A 16566-nucleotide genomic window follows, 5' to 3' on the forward strand; every position below is an offset into this window, starting at 1 on the left:
GCGAGATGCCTGCGTCCCGAGCTCGTAGCGCCCTCCTCGCCGGTACCGTCATCGCCCTGCTCCTCGGCTGCTCCGGCGGCGGGGGAGCGGGCGGTGAGCCCACGACGGACCGGGGAGCGGCACCACCTGTGACGGGCCCGGCGCAGTCCACCCCGACGTCGGCACCCGCGACCCCTTCGACGCCCCGACCCGCATCGCTCACCATCGCGGCGATCGGTGTCGAGAACCTGCGGGTCATCCCGTACGAGGGCACGACGGACGACACGGCGGGTACGAGGATCCAGAACCGTGGCCTCGCCGCCGGCCCCTACGGCGAACAAGGCGGCGTCGGCCCCGGCGAGATCGGCAACCACCTCGTCACGGCCCACTGTCTCTCCAACGGCGGCCCCCTGCGCCGGCTCCCCGACCTCGACGAAGGCGACTCGGTCCAGGTGGGCTCGGGCGGAACGGTCTACACGTACGAGATCACCGACACCAGGACCACCTCCTTCCGCTCCGCACGCTCCCTCGCCGAACAGCGGGCGGCGGTCCCGGGTTTCCCCGGCAGGCGCCCCACCCAGGCTGTGATCACGATCTCCACGTGTCTGACCCTGGAGGACGACGCGGCCGGCAACTACTGGCGCGACGACCACGGGAACCCCGAACACCGCGTCGACAAGATCGGCGTACTGTCGGCCGCGCGTCAGCCCCGATAACCCCGCAGCTTCCGGTACAGGGTCGCCCTGCCGATCCCCAGGGCCGCCGCCGTCCGGGCCTTGTTGCCGCCGTTGAGGCGGAGGGCCTCCAGGATGGCGGCGCGCTCGGCGCGTTCCATCGGCGTGAGGGGACGGGGCGCGGGTCCCTCGCGGACGGGGTCGGGGAGTTCGGTACGCCGGACCGGTCCCGTCGAGCGGCGACCCTCGGTCAAGGCCCGGACCAGGTGGGCGAGTTCGGTGATGTTCCCGGGCCACGGGTGCCGTTCCAGTGCGCGCAGCGCGTCCAGGGTCCAGGTGAGCGGAGGTTGTCCCGGTGTCGGCCCGGGGGTCAAGGATGTCAGCAACTCCCGTATGTCGTCCGGACGTTCACGCAACGCGGGGAGGCTGACCGAGCGGGCCGCCAGCGTGTCCAGCAGCCGTTGGAGACAGGGGCCCGGCGCCGCTTCGGGGGTGTAGGTCACGAGCAGAGGCACGCCCGGATGCGTGTCGAGGAGTGAGTTGAGGGTCGCCGTGTCGGGCGGGGCGAGACGCTCCACGTGACGGATGAGAAGCGGGCGGCCCTTCATCGGTGTTCTCCTTCGTGGATACCCCGGCGTTTAGGCCGGGGAGGAAACGAAGCTCCTGCGGAGCAGGGCAGGGAAGCCGGTTCGCCGCCAGGGCGGATCGGCGTGCACCATCTACCCGCCGACTCCCTTTGCTCACAGGAAAACTGATGCGGTGTTAGGTGTGATGCAGCAGGTCAAGCGGGCGTTCAAGTACCGCTTTTACCCCACCGGCGAGCAGGCGGCTGAGCTGTCGCGCACGTTCGGCTGTGTCCGCCTCGTCTACAACAAGGCGCTGGAGGAACGCACCCGGGCCTGGTACGGCGAGCAGCGCCGCATCTCCTACGTGCAGTCCTCCGCCGTGCTCACGGCGTGGAAGAAGACCGAGGAACTGGCCTTCCTGGCGGAGGTGTCCTCGGTTCCGTTGCAGCAGGCGCTGCGCCATCTTCAGACGGCGTTCGGGAACTTCTTCGCCCAGCGCGCGAAGTATCCGCGCTTCAAGTCCCGCAAGAAGTCGCGTGCGTCGGCCGAGTACACCCGCAGCGCTTTCACCTGGCGCTTGGGCAGGCTGACTTTGGCGAAGATGGCCGAGCCGTTGGACATCCGCTGGTCGCGTCCGCTGCCCGAGGGCACGGAGCCGACCACGGTGACGGTGTCCCGCGACGCGGCGGGCCGCTGGTTCGTGTCCCTGCTGTGCCAGGACACCATCGCCCCGGCTCCCGCCACCACGCACGCGGTGGGCCTGGACGCCGGGATCACCTCCCTGGTGACCCTGTCCACCGGAGAGAAGGTCGCCAACCCCCGGCATGAGAGGCGTGACGGGGCCCGCCTGGCCCGCGCGCAGCGTGAGCTGTCGCGCAAGGCGAAGGGCTCGGCAAACCGGGAGAAGGCCCGCCGCAAGGTCGCCCGTGTGCATGCGCGGATCGCCGACCGGCGCCGTGATGTCCTGCACAAGCTGTCGACTCGGCTCGTCCGTGAGAACCAAACGGTCGTGATCGAGGACCTGAGCGTCCGCAACCTGCTGAAGAACGGCACGCTCGCACGCGCCATCAGTGATGCGTCGTGGACACAACTGCGCGTCATGCTGGAGTACAAGTGCGCCTGGTACGGGCGTGAACTCGTCGTGATCGACCGCTTCTTCCCCAGCAGCAAGCTGTGCGGGAACTGCGGGACGGTCCGCGGGAAACTGCCGCTGAACGTCCGCGAATGGACGTGCGTCTGCGGCGCGGTGCATGACCGCGACGTGAACGCGGCGCGCAACATTCTGGCCGCCGGGCTGGCGGCGTCTGCCTGTGGAGACGGTGTAAGACCTCAACGGGAGTCCTCCCGGACGGGGCGGTCGTCGGTGAAGCAGGAACCCCAGCGGGCGACCGCTGGAATCCCCCGCCTTTAGGCGGGGGAGGAAGTCAACAACTCTTCGAGCTCAGCGCCGAGTTCGCTCTCGGCCACGTCCACGGTCACCGGGTCGGTGACCAGCTCCCGGGCGAGCAAGTCGACAGCTTCGACGGCACCACGGACCCCCGGCTGCGCGCACTGCTCGCCGCCCTCACCCGCCATCTGCACGCCTTCGTCCGTGAGACCGAGCCGACCATGGCGGAGTGGGAGAAAGCCGTCGACTTCCTGACGGCGACCGGGCAGACCTGCACGGACACCCGGCAGGAGTTCATCCTGCTGTCGGACGTGCTCGGCGTCTCGATGCTGGTGGAGACGGTCAACAGCGACGAGGGCGGTACCGAGAGCACGGTCCTGGGGCCCTTCCACATGACCGAGTCACCGGTCCGTGCCCTCGGCGCGGACATCGACCTGGTCGGCGGCGGCGAGCCGTGCGTGGTCAGCGGGCGGGTGCTGTCGGCGGACGGCACCCCGCTGCCGGGTGCGCTGCTCGACGTCTGGCAGGCCGACGGCAACGGCTTCTACGACGTCCAGCAGCCCGAGGTCCAGCCCGCCGGCAACGGACGTGGGCTGTTCACGGCCGACGACGAGGGGCGCTTCTGGTTCCGCACCTGTGTGCCGAGCCCGTACCCGATCCCCACCGACGGTCCCGTCGGGAAGCTGCTGCGGGCCACGGGCCGGCACCCCTACCGTCCGGCCCACATCCACTTCATCGCCACGGCCGACGGGCACGAGCCGGTCACCACGCACCTCTTCGTGGCGGGCAGCGACTACCTCGACTCGGACGCGGTGTTCGCGGTCAAGCGGAGCCTCGTCCAGGACTTCACCCCCACCGACGACCCTTCCCTGGCACGGGAGTTCGCCGTCCCCAACCCGTTCCGCCACGCCCGCTTCGACCTCGTGCTCAACCCGGTGGACTCATGAGGGAGTTCACGTACGAGGCCCAGCCGATGCGGGTCGTCCTGCGGCCCGGCGCCGCCGTGACAGCGATCCCCGGCGAGGCCGAACGGCTCGGACTGCGGCGGGTGTTGGTGGTCAGCGGGCCGCGAGGCGCGGAGACGGCCGGGCCGTCGCGGACGCGCTCGGCGATGCCTGTGCGGGGCTGCATGCCGAGGCCCGGATGCATGTGCCCGTCGAGATCGCCGACCGGGCTGTGGAGGTGGCGCGGGGCGCCGGAGCCGACGGCTGCGTGGCCGTGGGCGGCGGTTCCGCGATCGGGCTGGGCAAGGCGATCGCGCTCCGCACCGGACTGCCGCTGATCGCCGTGCCTTCCACGTACTCCGGCTCCGAGATGACCCCCGTCTGGGGCCTGACCGAGCACGGGGCCAAGCGCACCGGCCGCGATCCCTCGGTCCTGCCCCGCAGTGTCGTCTACGACCCCGAGCTCACCCTGTCCCTCCCGGTGGACCTCTCCGTGACCAGCGGCGTCAACGCCCTCGCGCACCCGGCCGAGGCCCTGTACGCGCCGGACACCTCGCCGCCGGTGTCACTGATGGCCGAGGAGGGCGTACGGGCCATGGCCGGTGCCCTGCCCGCGCTGGCCGCCGCTCCCCGGGACCTGGAAGCCCGCGGCCGGGCCCTGTACGGGGCCTGGCTCGCGGTGCCGTGCTCGGCGCGACCACCATGGGACTGCACCACAAGCTCTGCCATGTCCTCGGCGGCACCTTCGGCCTGCCGCACGCCGAGACGCACACCGTGGTCCTGCCCTACGCCCTCGCGTACAACGCGCCCGCCGCACCCGAGGCCATGGCGGCGCTCGGCCGGGCGCTGGACACGGCCGACGTGCCGGGTGCGGTGCGGGACCTCGCCGGCGGGACCGGCGTACCGCGCTCGCTGGCCGAACTCGGACTGGCCGAGGCCGATGTGGCGGTCGCGGCACGGTTGGCGGCCGAGCAGGCGTACCCCAACCCGCGGGCGGTCACCGCGGAGGGCGTGCTGGCCGTGCTGAGAGCGGCGTACGACGGCGGCCGGCCGCGCACAGATTTCTGAACGACCAGAACGGAAAGGTGAACCCCATGCCCCTCGGACTGCTCCGGCGGCGACTGAAGAATGCCTCCGGAGGTGCCGCGGGCCTCGCACTGCCGGTCCCGGCCGGCGCGGGCGCCGTCTGCCGCGAGGTCCTCGACCCGGTGAACCAGCCGCTCGGCGGCGCCGATGTCACGGTGACCGAACTCCGCAGCCACCAGGTCGCGGCACGCGGCACCACGATCCGTACGGACTGTTCCTGGCCGCGCTGCCACCGGGCGGCTACAGCCTGATGATCGCGGCCGAGGGACTGGAACCGCACCGCGAGAGCGTCGACGTCGTCGCCGACGCGGGCCTGTCGTCCCAGCGCGTCTGGCTCCAGCCCGCCCGGCAGGCCGAACTCCCGGTCCCCGGCACCTGGCTCTTCGACCCGCCGCACACCGCGATCCGGTTCATCGCCAAACACGTCGGCATGGCCCATGTGCACGGCCGGTTCGAACGGTTCGAGGGCGGTATCCAGGTCACCCAGGACGTCGGTGACTCCCGTGTCCATGTGCGCATCGACGCCTCCAGCATCACCACCGGCAACAACACCCGGGACGCGCACCTGCGGTCCGCCGACTTCCTCGACGTCGAGCACTTCCCGTACATCGACTTCAGGAGCACCCGCTTCGCCTACCGGGGCGGCAGCAGGTGGTCGCTGCTGAGCACGCTGACCATGCACGGCGTGAGCCGGTCGGTGTCGCTGGACACGAACTACCTCGGCATGGTCAACGGCGGCTACGGGGAAGAGCTCCGGTGCGCCGCCCTCGCCAAGGCCGAACTGCACCGGGAGGACTACACCCTCAACTGGCGTTCCATGCTGGCTCGTGGGATCGCCGTGGTCGGGCCGACCGTCCAACTGGAGCTGGACGTCCAGGCGATGTACCGCACACACGACACACCTACGCCGCCCGAGTAGGTCACTCGGCGGAGAGATGGCACACCCTGCCTGTAAATTCCTCACAGGTCGAGATAAGAGGATGTCCAAAACTGAAGTGATGGGCGTAGGGTCCGATCATGGACGGCCTCAAAAACCGCAATTCCTCCCCCCGCCTCGCTGATCTGGCGCAACTTGTGCGTCTGCCCGCAGCGTTGAGCGTGCCCGGTGATGTCCTGGCCGGTGCCGCCGCGGGCGCCGGGACACCGCCGCCCCGCATCCTCGGCACGATGGCCTCGTCCATCGCCCTCTACTGGGCCGGGATGGCGCTCAACGACTACGCGGACGCGACCGTCGACGCGGTGGAGCGGCCCCAACGCCCCGTGCCCTCCGGACGAGTCGAGCGCCGCACCGCGCTCGCCACCGCCTGCGGACTCACCGCCGCCGGACTCGGCCTCGCCGCCCTGACCGGCGGGCGGCGGGCGCTCGCTGTGGCGCTGCCGCTGACCGGACTGGTCTGGGCGTACGACCTCGGCCTCAAGTCCACCCCGGCCGGCCCCGCCGCCATGGCGGGCGCGCGGACGCTGAACGTCCTGTCCGGAGCGCGGCCGGGACACAGGGTGGCCGCACTCCCGGCCGCCCTGCTGGTCGGCGCGCACACCTACACCGTCACGGCGCTGAGCCGTCACGAGGTGTCCGGCGCCCCGCGCGAGGTGCCCGCCGCCACGCTGGCCGGCAGCACCGCAACCGCCGTGGCCGTCGCGGCACTTCCGGGCCTGCGACGGCACGCCAGAACGGCCCGGATCGGCGCGGCCGTGGGAGCGCTCGCCTACCTCGCCTCCTACGGCACCGCCCAGGCCCGCGCGGCACGCGAACCGTCCGCGACGAACGTGCGCAACGCCGTGGGCACCGGGATCATGTCGCTGATGCCCCTCCAGGCGGCGCTCACCGCGGGCGGCGGCAGGGCGGGGCTCGCCGGGGTCCTGGCCGCGGCGCATCCCCTGGCGCGCAGGCTCGCGCGGAAGGTGTCGCCGACGTGACCCCGATAACCGCCGACGATCCCTCGAGAGCCGCTCGAGTTTCCCCGACACCGGCCGCAGTGCCCGCAAAGCCCGCCGTACCCGCCGAGCGTCTCCGGTTCGGGTTCGGCACCAACGGCTTCGCCTGCCACCGCCTCGACGACGTACTGACCGTCCTCGCCGACCTGGGCTACGACTCCGTCGGCCTCACCCTGGACCACGGCCACCTCGACCCGTACGCCTCCGACCTGCCCCGCCAGGTCGACCGCCTGGCACGGCGGCTGGACCGCCTCGGTCTCGCCGTCATGGTGGAGACCGGAGCGCCGTACCTCCTGGATCCGTGGCACAAGCACCACCCCACCCTGATGTGCCCGTCCGACACCGAGCGGCGCGTCGACCTGCTGGCGCGCGCGGTGCGCATCGCGGCCGAACTCGGTGCCCCGGCCGTCCATCTGTGCAGCGGCCCGGCGCCGCGGGACATGCCCGAGGACGAGGCCTGGAAGCGGCTGGCCGCGGGCTGCGAAGAGATCCTGGAGATCGCCGGTGAGCACGGTGTGGCCCTGGGCTTCGAGCCCGAGCCGTACATGTTCGTCGACACCGTGCAGCGCGTCCTGGACCTGCGGCGGATGCTCGGCGATCCCGACCTGTTCGGCATCACCCTGGACATCGGGCACGCCCACTGCGTGGAGGAACTCGGGCTGCTCGACTGCGTCGCGCTGGCGGCGCCCCACCTGGTGAACGTGCAGATCGAGGACATGCGGCGCGGGGTCCACGAGCACCTCGAGTTCGGCGCGGGCGAGATCGACTTCCCGCCCGTCCTGGCCGCGCTGAAGGCCTCCGGCTATCGCGGGCCGGTCTCGGTGGAGATCCAGGGCGCGTCCCTGGACGCACCTGATGTCGCCCGCCGCTCCCTGGAGTTCCTGAAGGCCGCCGAGCCGTTCTGAGGCCGCGCCCTTCCTCCGACATCAGCACATCCGAACAGGAGACCTGTGCCGTGGACCCGCACATATCCACTGCCCTCGACCGCCACCTCACCCCCGACGCGCAGCTCTGGCTGACGCGGGCCGTCACCCGCGTCGGACAGGACGCCACCGCCGTACGCACCCTCTTCCCGGCCGTCGGCCGACGCTGCGGGCGCGGCCCCCTCGTCCCCGGCTGGACGGTGGCCGACGCCGCCCGCGCCCGACTGCTCACGGCCCTGCCCCTGCGCGGAGCCGAGCTCGCCGAGGAGGTCACCGCCCTCCACCGGTACGGGGACGCCGCCGAACAGCGGGCGGTACTGCGTTCGCTGGCCCTGCTGGAGAAGAGGGACCCCTCCTTCGCGGGCCTGGGCCTGCCGCTCGTCCACACGGCCCTGCGCGGCAACGACACCGGCCTGATCGAGGCGGCCCTCGGCCCGTACGCCGCACGCCACCTGGACCACGACGGCTACCGGCACGCCGTACTGAAGTGCGTCTTCTGCGAGATCCCCCTCGACCGGATCGCCGGCCTGGACGAGCGCGCGGACCGCGAACTCGCCCGCATGCTCGCCGACTTCGCCCATGAGCGGGTCGCCGCCGGCCGGGCGGTCCCCGCGGACGTCTGGCCGATCCTGCGCGCCCACCCCGGCACGCTGGAGGCCTCCGGGCTGCCCGCCGAGGCCGACTCACCCGTCCCCGCCCGCCGAACCGCCGCCGAACGGGCCCTCGCCGCCTTCACCGGAGCCGCATGATGCGCATCTTCGAGCCCCACATCCACATGACCTCACGCACCACCGACGACTACGAGGCCATGTACGCCGCCGGCGTCCGCGCGGTCGTGGAACCCTCCTTCTGGCTCGGCCAGCCGCGCACCTCGGTGGAGAGCTTCACCGACTACTTCGACGCACTGCTCGGCTGGGAGCCGTACCGCGCCGCGCAGTTCGGCATCCAGCACTACTGCACCATCGCCCTCAACCCGAAGGAGGCCAACGACCCGCGCTGCACCGGGGTGCTGGACATCCTGCCGCGCTATCTGGCCAAGGACCGCGTGGTGGCCGTCGGTGAGATCGGCTACGACTCCATGACGCCCGAGGAGGACGACGCCCTGGCCCGTCAGCTCCGACTCGCCGTCGAGCACGAGCTGCCCGTGCTGGTCCACACCCCGCACCGCGACAAGGCCGTCGGCACCCGCCGCACCCTCGACGTCGTACGGGAGTCCGGCATCCCGCCCGAGCATGTCCTCGTCGACCACCTCAACGAACTCACCGTGGGCATGGTCGCCGACAGCGGCTGCTGGATGGGCTTCTCCATCTACCCGGACACCAAGCTGACCGAGGACCGCATGGTGCGCATCCTTCAGGAGCACGGCACCGAGCGGATGCTCGTCAACTCGGCCGCCGACTGGGGGCGCAGCGACCCGCTCAAGACCCGGAAGACCGCCGACGCGATGCTCGCCGCCGGCTTCGACGACGACACCGTCGACCAGGTCCTGTGGCGCAACCCCGTGGCCTTCTACGGGCAGAGCGGCCGACTCGACCTGGAGGATGTCAAGGCCGACGACACGGCCCTCTTCGAGGGCAACTCGATCAAACGCGGCGGAGAGTGACCCCGCCGTGCGCTTCGGACACCCCGACGGCACCAGCGTCCACCTCGCCTATTGCAGCAACGTCCACCAGGCCGAGGACCTCGACGGAGTGGTGGACCAACTCGCCGCGTACGCCGAGCCCGTACGTGAGACCCTCGGCGCCGACCTGCTCGGCATCGGCCTGTGGCTGGCTCGCGATGTGGTCACCGAACTGTCCGCCGCTCCCGACGCCGTACGCCGGCTGCGCGCCGAACTGACCGCGCGCGGCTTGGAGACGGTCACCCTCAACGCCTTCCCCTACGGCGGATTCCACCGCGAGGTCGTGAAGAAGGACGTCTACCTGCCCCACTGGGCCGACCCCGCCCGGCTGCGGTACACGGTCGACTGCGCCCGGGTCTTGGCGGGACTGCTGCCCGACGACGCCCGGCGCGGCAGCGTCTCGACTCTTCCGCTGGCCTGGCGTGCACCGTGGCCGGCCGAGGCGCGGGACTCCGCGCGGCGGGCTCTCGACCAACTCGGCGGGCAGCTCGCCCGGTTGGCGCGGGAGACCGGCCGTACGATCAGGGTCGGGTTCGAGCCCGAGCCCGGATGCCTGGTGGAGAACACCGTCCAGGCCGCCCGGGAACTCGGGGGAGTGGACCCCGAGTGGCTCGGGATCTGCCTCGACACCTGCCATCTCGCCGTCCAGTTCGAGGAACCGGCCGCCGCACTGCGCCGGCTCGCCGACGCCGGGCTCCCGGTCGTCAAGGTGCAGGCGTCCAGCGCGCTCCAGGCCGACGACCCCGCCGACCCCGAGGCGCGGCGCGCCCTCGCCCGGTTCGCGGAACCCCGGTTCCTGCACCAGACGCGCACCGCCCCGAACGGCACCGTCACCGGAGTGGACGACCTTCCCGAGGCACTGGCGGGCGGGCTGGACCCCGGCTCGCCCTGGCGGGTGCACTTCCACGCACCCCTGCACGCCGCGCCCGAGCCGCCGCTCAGCACCACGGCGGACGAACTGACCTCCGCACTGGGCGCGTTGCTCGGCGGTCCGGAGGCCGCCTGCGACCACATCGAGGTCGAGACCTACACCTGGTCCGTCCTTCCCGAACACCTGCGGCCACGCGACCGTGAGGGCCTTGTCGCGGGTCTGGCCGCCGAACTCACCTGGGCGCGCAACAGGTTCGAGGAACTCGGCCTCAAGCCCCTCTCAGGAATGGAGCCCGTCTCATGACCCGACTGGTCGTCCTCGACATCGTCGGCCTCACCCCCCGCATGCTCCGCCACATGCCCGCTGTCTCGGCCGTCGCCGAACAGGGCTTCCAAGCCCGGCTCAACACCGTGCTGCCCGCCGTGACCTGCTCCGTGCAGTCCACCCTCCTCACCGGCGCGCCACCCTCCGAGCACGGAATCGTCGGCAACGGCTGGTACTTCCGGGACCTCGGCGAGGTCCTGCTGTGGCGCCAGCACAACGCCCTCGTCGGCGGGGAGAAGATCTGGGACACCGCCCGCAAGTCCGAGCCCGGCTACAAGGTCGCCAACGTCTGCTGGTGGTACGCCATGGGCGCCGACGTCGACCTCACCGTCACCCCCCGCCCGATCTACTACTCCGACGGCCGCAAGGAACCCGACTGCTACACCTGGCCGCCCGCCCTGCACGACGAACTCACCGACAGGCTGGGCGATTTCCCCCTGTTCACCTACTGGGGCCCGAACGCCGGCCTGCCCTCCAGCCAGTGGATCCTCGCCGCCGCCCGCCAGATCTTCGACGAGCACCGCCCCGACCTGACCCTGGTCTACGTCCCGCACCTCGACTACGAGCCCCAGCGCTCCGGCCCCGACTCCCCGCAGACCGCCCGTGAGGCCCGCCGTCTCGACGACGCCCTGCGGCCCCTGCTGGAGCACTTCCGGCGTGAGGACGCGACCGTCGTCATCCTGAGCGAATACGGCATCGCGCCCGCCTCCCGCCCCGTCGACATCAACCGCGCCCTGCGCCGGGCCGGACTGCTCGACGTGTACACCCAGGACGGCATGGAGTACCTCGACCCCTGGACGTCCCGCGCCTTCGCCGTCGCCGACCACCAGATCGCCCACGTCTATGTCCGCGACCAGGCCGACACGGCGGCGGTGGCGAAGATCGTCGCCGAACTCCCGGGAGTGGACCAGGTGTTGGACGCCGAGGGCAAGGCGGCCCACGGCCTCGACCACGAACGCTCGGGAGAGCTGGTCGCCGTGGCGGAGTCCGACGCCTGGTTCACGTACTACTACTGGCTGGACGACGACCGCGCCCCGGACTTCGCCCGCCAGGTGGAGATCCACCGCAAGCCCGGCTACGACCCCGCCGAGCTCCTCTACGACCCCGCGGTCCCTGCCGTGAAGGCCCGCGCCATCGGCCAGGTCGCCCGAAAGAAGGCCGGCCTGCGTTACCGCATCCGGACCGTCCCGCTGGACCCCTCCGGCGTACGCGGCAGCCACGGCCGTCTGCCGCAGGACCCGCAGGACAGCCCCGTACTGCTGTGCTCGCGACCCGACAGCGCACGCGACGAGATCGACGCGACCGACGTGAAGGACCTCCTCCTGACCCTGGCCGGCATCACCACCGACTGAACACCGGCCTGGGGACGCCGTCGAGGGCACCGGCCGCCTGGTGCGGCCGGTGCCCTCCGGTGGGCAGTGGGGCGAGTCGTCGCCCCTACTTCGGGTCGCGGTCGAAGAGCGACTTGGACCAGAAGTAGCCGAGCGCCGTGAGACCCAGGCACCAGGCGACGGCGAGCCAGCCGTTGTGGCCGATCTCGGTGCCGAGGAGCAGTCCGCGCAGGGTCTCGATGGCCGGGGTGAAGGGCTGGTACTCGGCGATGGGCCGGAACCAGCCCGGCATCGCGTCCACCGGGACGAAGGTGCTGGAGATCAGCGGCAGGAAGATCAGCGGCATCGCGTTGTTGCTCGCCGCCTCGGGGTTCGGGCTGGACAGGCCCATGCCGACCGCGATCCAGGTGAGCGCCAGGGCGAAGAGCGCGATCAGCCCGAACGCGGCGATCCATTCCAGGACGGTGGCGTCGACGGAGCGGAAGCCGATGGCCACCCCGACGGCCCCGACGAGGATCCCACTGGCGACGCACTGCAGCACGCTGCCGATGACGTGCCCGATCAGTACCGACCCGCGGTGGATCGCCATGGTGCGGAAGCGGGCGATGATGCCCTCGTTCATGTCCATGGAGACGGACACCGCGGTGCCGATCGTGGTGGAGCCGATGGTCATCAGCAGAATGCCGGGCACGAGATACGCGATGTACTCGGAGCGGTCCGCCCCGCCGCCCCCGATGCCGGCGCTCATCGCGTCGCCGAAGACGTAGACGAAGAGCAGCAGGAGCATGACCGGGGTGAGCAGCAGGTTCAGGGTGAGCGACGGGTAGCGGCGGGCGTGCAGGAGATTGCGGCGCAGCATCGTGGACGAGTCGCGGACGGCGAGGGACAGGGTGCTCATCGGACGGACTCCTTGGGCTTGTCGGTGTCGCCGGTCAGGGCGAAGAACACGTCGTCGAGGTCGGGGGTGTGGACCGTCAGTTCGTCGGCCTCGATGCCGGCCGCGTCCAACCAGTCGAGGAGGGAGCGCAGTTCGCGCTGGCTGCCGTCGCTGGGGATCTGCAGGGCCAGTGCCTCGTCGTCCCGGGTGACCTCACGCAGCGCCCCGGCGGCGCTCCGGTAGGCGTCCGGGTCGGTGAAGCGGAGCCGGACGTGACCGCCGGGGATGAGCCGCTTGAGCTCCTCGGCGCTGCCTTCCGCGGCGATCTTGCCGTCGTTGAGCACCGCGATGCGGTCGGCGAGTTGGTCGGCCTCCTCCAGGTACTGCGTGGTGAGGAAGACGGTGACCCCGTCCGTGATCAGCTCGCGGATGATCTGCCACATGGTGTGACGGGAGCGGGGGTCGAGACCCGTGGTCGGCTCGTCGAGGAAGATGATCCGCGGACTGCCGACGAGGGTCATGGCGATGTCGAGTCGGCGCTTCATGCCGCCGGAGTAGGTGGAGGCGGGCTTCCTCGCGGCCTCGGTGAGGTCGAACCGTTCCAGGAGTTCGGCGGTGACCCGACGTCCCTCCTGCTTCGGCAGGTGGTGCAGGTCCGCCATCAGGAGCATGTTCTCCTCGCCGGTGATCAGACCGTCGACGGCGGAGAACTGCCCGGTGACACCGATCGCGGCCCGTACCCCGTCCGGTGACACGGCGATGTCGTGGCCCGCGACCTGGGCCTGCCCGCCGTCGGCGGTGATCAGCGTGGACAGGATCTTCACGGCGGTGGTCTTGCCGGCGCCGTTCGGCCCGAGCAGCGCGAACACCGAACCGGCTGGGATGTGCAGATCGATGCCGTCGAGGACGACCTTGTCGCCGTACGACTTGCGCAGACCGATGGCGGAGACGGCGGCCGGCGACGGGTGACCGTCGCCTTGCCTGGGCGTGGGCATGACAGAAGAAGGCATGGGGCCCTCCGATCGAAGGCTGAAGGAGAACGAGGAGAAGGAGAACGAGGGGAAGGAGAACGAGGGGAAGGAGAGCGAGGTGAGCGGCTGGTGTGACAGGCAGGGCAGGTGGCGGTCAGACCTTGGCACGGAGGACGTCGATGTTGCCCCAGTTGGTCCGTGCGTGGACCTTGACGGTGTCCTCGGTCTGCTCCGGGGCCTCGGAGGCGGCGAGCGAGTTGCGTACCTGGCCGCGGTTGGAGCTGACGTCGAGCCAGGCGGCGGTGCCCTGGCGGATCCCGATCTCGATGGGGCCGTTGGAGGTCTCCAACCGGACCTCGCCGCGGGCGACTTCGGCGACGCGAAGGTGGCCGTTGGTCGTGGTGCCGGTGACCGATGCCTCGGCGCGTGCGATGTCGATGCCGCCGTTGGCGCCGTTCACCCGCAGCTCGCCGGTCACGGCCCCGACGGTCGTGGTGCCGTGTGTGTTCTTCAGGACGGCGGGTCCGTCGACGACGCCGACGCGCAGGTTGCCGGAGCTGGTGGTCAACTCGGCCTCGCCCTCGACCCGGTCGACGGTGATCGAGCCGTGCGACACGTTCAGCTGGAGCGGCCCCGTGGTGTCGAGACGGACGTCACCGGTGGAGGTCTTCACGCGGACCTCACCGAGCCGGCCCTCGCCGAGCACCTGGATCCAGGAGCCGGTCAGCTCCACGTGCGAGTCCGTGGGCAGGTCGACCGTCACGTCGACGGCGCCGCTGGGCCCGACGAGGCGGCGCTCCTTCGTCCTGATGGTCAGCACCCCGCTCGTGTACACGACCTCGGTCTGTTCGGCGGCCCGCACGTCCTTGTCCTTCTTCGGGTCGCGGGGCCGCACCTCCACGACGGTGTCGGGGCGGTCGCCCGCGGTGAGCTGGAGGGAACCGGCCCCCACGTGCGCGGTGACCGAGATCGGTTCGGAAGTGTCGAAAGAAGGCATGACTGTCCCGTCCTCTTGGGTCTTCAAGGCGTCCCCGCTGGTGGGACGTGGTGTGGGTGGTGGTGTCGATGTCCTGGGGCCGGGCGCGGGTGCGGTCAGCGCACCCAGCCCGTGAAGCTCTGGCCGAGGGTCTGGGTCTTCTCCGTCGTACGCGGCCGGGTGCCGCCGTCGACCGCGGCCGACACGGCGCGCACCAGCCACGCGTTGACCGACAGGCCCTCGCGGCTCGCGGCCTCCTCGGCGCGCGTCTTGAGGTGGGCCGGAAGCCGCAGATTGATCCGGGCGGTGCCGCCCTCGTCACCGTCGGCCGGGGCCCTGAGCGGCTCGGTGGGCGCGGCCGGCTCCGCGGGGGCAGCGCCGTAGGTGGGCGGCGGTGTCACCACGAAGTCGGGGTCGAGCCCGCGCAGCCGTACGTCGACCGAGCCGGGGGCGAGATCGCGGGTGATCTCGTCCATCGCGGCGGAGAGCACGTTGAGCATGGTCAGCCGAGTCGCCGACTCCAGGGGAGCGGTCAGCCGCTCCGCCAGCTCGCGGGCTTCGTCGCCACCGGCTTCGGCGGCCACCGCGAGTTCGCGGCGGAGGCTGTCGACATACGGGGTGAGGTCCATGACGCCATCATGGCACCACAGTGGCGCCACGCGCAAGCCAAAGAGTGGCGCCAGTGGCGTCACTTCGTTGCTTGACGGGTCTGACCTGCGATAACGCAGTGATGCCTGTATGGCTGACGGTGGTGCCGTGCGTATTCGGGCGTCATGGCGAGCACGGAATGGTGCCAGGTGGTGCCATGTGGTGCCACCGCACCCATCAGCTGAGAAAGAGCAGAAGCAGGACGACCGCGACCGACACCGTCAGAAGCCCACCCCCGGTGACGGCCCAGCCTGCCCCGAACGCGGCCCCCGCCACACCGTGCGCCAGGTCGCCCAACCGGGGCCCGCCCGCGGCCACCACCGTGTCGATCCCCTGGAGCCGGCCCCGCATCCCGTCCGGTACGGCCGACTGCAGAACCGTCCGACGGAAGACGCCCAGCACGAGGAGTGCGCCGCCCGCCAGGGCCAGCCAGCCCGCCGCCGCGACCAGCGAGCCGGTCGCCCCGAACCCCGCGACGGCCAGACCCCAGACGCCCACCGAGACCGCGACCGCGACGCCGTGCCGGTCCACGCGGGTGAGGGCCCCGGAGAAGAGCCCGGCCAGCACCCCGCCCGCCGAGAGAGCGGCGTACAGGACGCCGATGTCCGACGGCCGGAAGGTCTCCCGGGCCAGTTGCGGGAAGAGGGCCGTGGGCAACCCCAGGAACAGCGCGGCGAAGTCGGCGAGATACACCAGCAGCAGTACCTGACGCCGCGCCACGAACCGAAAGCCGTCGGCGATCTCCCGGACGCCGGCCCGCTTCCTCCCGGCGCGGTCGAGGGGAGGGAGCGGGGGCAGCCGCCACACCGCCCACACCGTCGCGCAGACGGCGACGGCATCCGCCAGATACAGCGTCCGCGCACCCACCACCGGCAGCAGCACTCCGGCCAGCAAAGGACCCGCGATCCCGGCGGACAGGACGACCGTCGACTGCAGGGCGTTGGCCGCCGTCAGCGACGCGGACGGCACCAGACGCGGAACGACCGCCCGCCCCACCGCGGCATTCGCGCCGAACAGGGCCTGCTGTACGCCCACCAGCACCAGCAGCACACCGGCCGACCGCAGACCCGCGCGGGCCTGGGCCCACAACAGCAGCGAGGTCACACCGATCCCGGCCGTCGTCACCAGCAGCACCCGCCGCCGGTCGCGTACATCGGCCAGCGCGCCTCCCCACAGCGCGGCCGCGGCCATCGGCGCGAAGCCCACCAACCCGGCCAGTCCGACGTAGGCGGACGACCCGGTGAAGCCGTAGAGCTGCAACGGCACCACGACCGCGGTGAGTTGAGCTCCCAGGCCGGTCACGAGGCCGGCCGCCCACAGTCGTCTGAAGGCAGCCCCGCGCAACGGTCGTACATCCACCAGCACCCGCGCCTCCTCGCCCGCCCGGCCGGTGCACCGATGCTGCGGGCTCCCCTTGGGGCAAGGTCAACGAGCGCTTCACACGCTTGTCATG

The 16566-nt window shown here is 71.5% G+C and carries 15 protein-coding genes and 3 pseudogenes; 11 read left to right on the top strand and 7 right to left on the bottom strand.

Features of this window, described 5'->3' with window-relative positions; all coding sequences use genetic code 11:
• Window positions 1-5 precede the first annotated feature (5 nt).
• Window positions 6-695, top strand: a complete 690-nt coding sequence (locus QF037_RS40730; RefSeq protein WP_307034160.1) for a class E sortase — start codon at window positions 6-8, stop codon at window positions 693-695.
• Here QF037_RS40730 and QF037_RS40735 read toward each other — a convergent pair.
• On the bottom strand, window positions 683-1261 hold the full coding sequence (locus tag QF037_RS40735) for a helix-turn-helix domain-containing protein (protein WP_444972121.1): 579 nt from the start codon (window positions 1259-1261) through the stop codon (window positions 683-685). The genes QF037_RS40730 and QF037_RS40735 overlap by 13 nt on opposite strands.
• 160 nt (window positions 1262-1421) lie before the next feature.
• Between QF037_RS40735 and QF037_RS40740 the strand changes: the two genes are divergently transcribed.
• Window positions 1422-2630: an RNA-guided endonuclease InsQ/TnpB family protein gene (locus QF037_RS40740; RefSeq protein WP_307034162.1), complete on the top strand. Its 1209-nt coding sequence runs from the start codon at window positions 1422-1424 to the stop codon at window positions 2628-2630.
• On the opposite strand, the gene QF037_RS40745 is transcribed toward QF037_RS40740, so the two are convergent.
• Window positions 2627-2800, bottom strand: a complete 174-nt coding sequence (locus QF037_RS40745; RefSeq protein WP_307034164.1) for a hypothetical protein — start codon at window positions 2798-2800, stop codon at window positions 2627-2629. The genes QF037_RS40740 and QF037_RS40745 overlap by 4 nt on opposite strands.
• On the opposite strand from QF037_RS40745, the pseudogene QF037_RS40750 reads away from it, so the two are divergent.
• From QF037_RS40750 to QF037_RS40790, 9 genes and pseudogenes are all read left to right on the top strand, one after another.
• Window positions 2729-3553: pseudogene (locus tag QF037_RS40750) on the top strand (intradiol ring-cleavage dioxygenase); the annotation flags it as partial. The gene QF037_RS40745 and the pseudogene QF037_RS40750 overlap by 72 nt on opposite strands.
• A pseudogene (locus QF037_RS40755) lies at window positions 3550-4618 on the top strand (maleylacetate reductase). The pseudogenes QF037_RS40750 and QF037_RS40755, both read left to right, overlap by 4 nt.
• A gap of 26 nt (window positions 4619-4644) precedes the next feature.
• Window positions 4645-5555 (top strand): annotated as a pseudogene (locus QF037_RS40760) (YceI family protein).
• Between the two features lie 98 nt (window positions 5556-5653).
• Complete coding sequence (locus tag QF037_RS40765; protein WP_307034166.1) at window positions 5654-6553, top strand: SCO3242 family prenyltransferase; 900 nt, start codon at window positions 5654-5656, stop codon at window positions 6551-6553.
• Between the two features lie 59 nt (window positions 6554-6612).
• The gene (locus tag QF037_RS40770) at window positions 6613-7476 is read left to right on the top strand and encodes a sugar phosphate isomerase/epimerase family protein (RefSeq protein WP_307034168.1); all 864 of its coding nucleotides are present in this window, start codon (window positions 6613-6615) and stop codon (window positions 7474-7476) included.
• A 50-nt stretch (window positions 7477-7526) separates the two neighbouring features.
• Complete coding sequence (locus QF037_RS40775; protein WP_307034170.1) at window positions 7527-8243, top strand: EboA domain-containing protein; 717 nt, start codon at window positions 7527-7529, stop codon at window positions 8241-8243.
• Window positions 8243-9097, top strand: coding sequence for a TatD family hydrolase (locus tag QF037_RS40780; protein WP_307037608.1), 855 nt, complete (start codon window positions 8243-8245; stop codon window positions 9095-9097). Before QF037_RS40775 ends, QF037_RS40780 begins: the two co-directional genes overlap by 1 nt.
• Window positions 9098-9104: 7 nt before the next feature.
• Entirely contained in the window at window positions 9105-10289 is a 1185-nt protein-coding gene (gene eboE, locus QF037_RS40785; protein WP_307034172.1) for a metabolite traffic protein EboE, read from the top strand.
• Window positions 10286-11662: an alkaline phosphatase family protein gene (locus QF037_RS40790; RefSeq protein WP_307034174.1), complete on the top strand. Its 1377-nt coding sequence runs from the start codon at window positions 10286-10288 to the stop codon at window positions 11660-11662. Before eboE ends, QF037_RS40790 begins: the two co-directional genes overlap by 4 nt.
• 85 nt (window positions 11663-11747) lie before the next feature.
• Here the strand turns inward: QF037_RS40790 and QF037_RS40795 are convergent, their stop codons facing one another.
• From QF037_RS40795 to QF037_RS40815, 5 genes are all read right to left on the bottom strand, one after another.
• A complete protein-coding gene (locus QF037_RS40795; RefSeq protein ID WP_307034176.1) occupies window positions 11748-12539 on the bottom strand; it encodes an ABC transporter permease in 792 nt (263 codons plus the stop codon).
• Window positions 12536-13528: an ATP-binding cassette domain-containing protein gene (locus tag QF037_RS40800; RefSeq protein WP_307034178.1), complete on the bottom strand. Its 993-nt coding sequence runs from the start codon at window positions 13526-13528 to the stop codon at window positions 12536-12538. The genes QF037_RS40795 and QF037_RS40800 overlap by 4 nt, the downstream gene beginning before the upstream one ends.
• Before the next feature lie 115 nt (window positions 13529-13643).
• Window positions 13644-14486: a DUF4097 family beta strand repeat-containing protein gene (locus tag QF037_RS40805; RefSeq protein ID WP_307034180.1), complete on the bottom strand. Its 843-nt coding sequence runs from the start codon at window positions 14484-14486 to the stop codon at window positions 13644-13646.
• Between the two features lie 95 nt (window positions 14487-14581).
• Entirely contained in the window at window positions 14582-15094 is a 513-nt protein-coding gene (locus QF037_RS40810; protein ID WP_307034182.1) for a toxin-antitoxin system HicB family antitoxin, read from the bottom strand.
• Between the two features lie 196 nt (window positions 15095-15290).
• On the bottom strand, window positions 15291-16478 hold the full coding sequence (locus QF037_RS40815) for an MFS transporter (RefSeq protein WP_307034184.1): 1188 nt from the start codon (window positions 16476-16478) through the stop codon (window positions 15291-15293).
• Window positions 16479-16566 lie beyond the last annotated feature (88 nt).

Origin of the sequence: Streptomyces canus (assembly GCF_030815415.1) — a bacterium.
GTDB lineage: Bacteria > Actinomycetota > Actinomycetes > Streptomycetales > Streptomycetaceae > Streptomyces > Streptomyces canus_F.

What these genes read in the sequence shown, in the direction of transcription:
- QF037_RS40810 (WP_307034182.1), bottom strand. Translation starts at nt 15,094, where the DNA reads ATGGACCTCACCCCGTATGTCGACAGCCTCCGCCGCGAACTCGCGGTG.
- QF037_RS40730 (WP_307034160.1), top strand. Translation starts at nt 6, where the DNA reads ATGCCTGCGTCCCGAGCTCGTAGCGCCCTCCTCGCCGGTACCGTCATC.
- QF037_RS40800 (WP_307034178.1), bottom strand. Translation starts at nt 13,528, where the DNA reads ATGCCTTCTTCTGTCATGCCCACGCCCAGGCAAGGCGACGGTCACCCG.
- QF037_RS40735 (WP_444972121.1), bottom strand. Translation starts at nt 1,261, where the DNA reads ATGAAGGGCCGCCCGCTTCTCATCCGTCACGTGGAGCGTCTCGCCCCG.
- QF037_RS40790 (WP_307034174.1), top strand. Translation starts at nt 10,286, where the DNA reads ATGACCCGACTGGTCGTCCTCGACATCGTCGGCCTCACCCCCCGCATG.
- QF037_RS40805 (WP_307034180.1), bottom strand. Translation starts at nt 14,486, where the DNA reads ATGCCTTCTTTCGACACTTCCGAACCGATCTCGGTCACCGCGCACGTG.
- QF037_RS40780 (WP_307037608.1), top strand. Translation starts at nt 8,243, where the DNA reads ATGCGCATCTTCGAGCCCCACATCCACATGACCTCACGCACCACCGAC.
- QF037_RS40765 (WP_307034166.1), top strand. Translation starts at nt 5,654, where the DNA reads ATGGACGGCCTCAAAAACCGCAATTCCTCCCCCCGCCTCGCTGATCTG.
- QF037_RS40795 (WP_307034176.1), bottom strand. Translation starts at nt 12,539, where the DNA reads ATGAGCACCCTGTCCCTCGCCGTCCGCGACTCGTCCACGATGCTGCGC.